Here is a 241-nt window from a genome sequence, read left to right as displayed (position 1 = left end):
TTGGGAATCTTAATAAGAACAATGCTCACAAACTGTCTGAATTTATGAGTATTGCGCCACAAATTAGACTTTGGGATATATTACAAACCAAATTTAAAGCTAAGGCTCTACAAGAAAAAGGTTACATCGAATATGATAAAGTAAAAGCAGATGCGTGGGATAGACGTAATATGCGTGTTGAATTTAATCCTAATAAACTTACGCATGAAGAAATGCTTTGGTTAAAACAAAACATCATTGA

1 pseudogene is annotated in these 241 nt (G+C 32.4%); it reads left to right on the top strand.

The annotated features are described in order from the left end of the window. A pseudogene (locus SH09_RS14025) lies at positions 1-241 on the top strand (replication initiation factor domain-containing protein); the annotation flags it as partial.

Source organism: Staphylococcus gallinarum (assembly GCF_000875895.1).
GTDB lineage: Bacteria > Bacillota > Bacilli > Staphylococcales > Staphylococcaceae > Staphylococcus > Staphylococcus gallinarum.
This window is presented reverse-complemented; position numbering and strand designations above follow the sequence as displayed.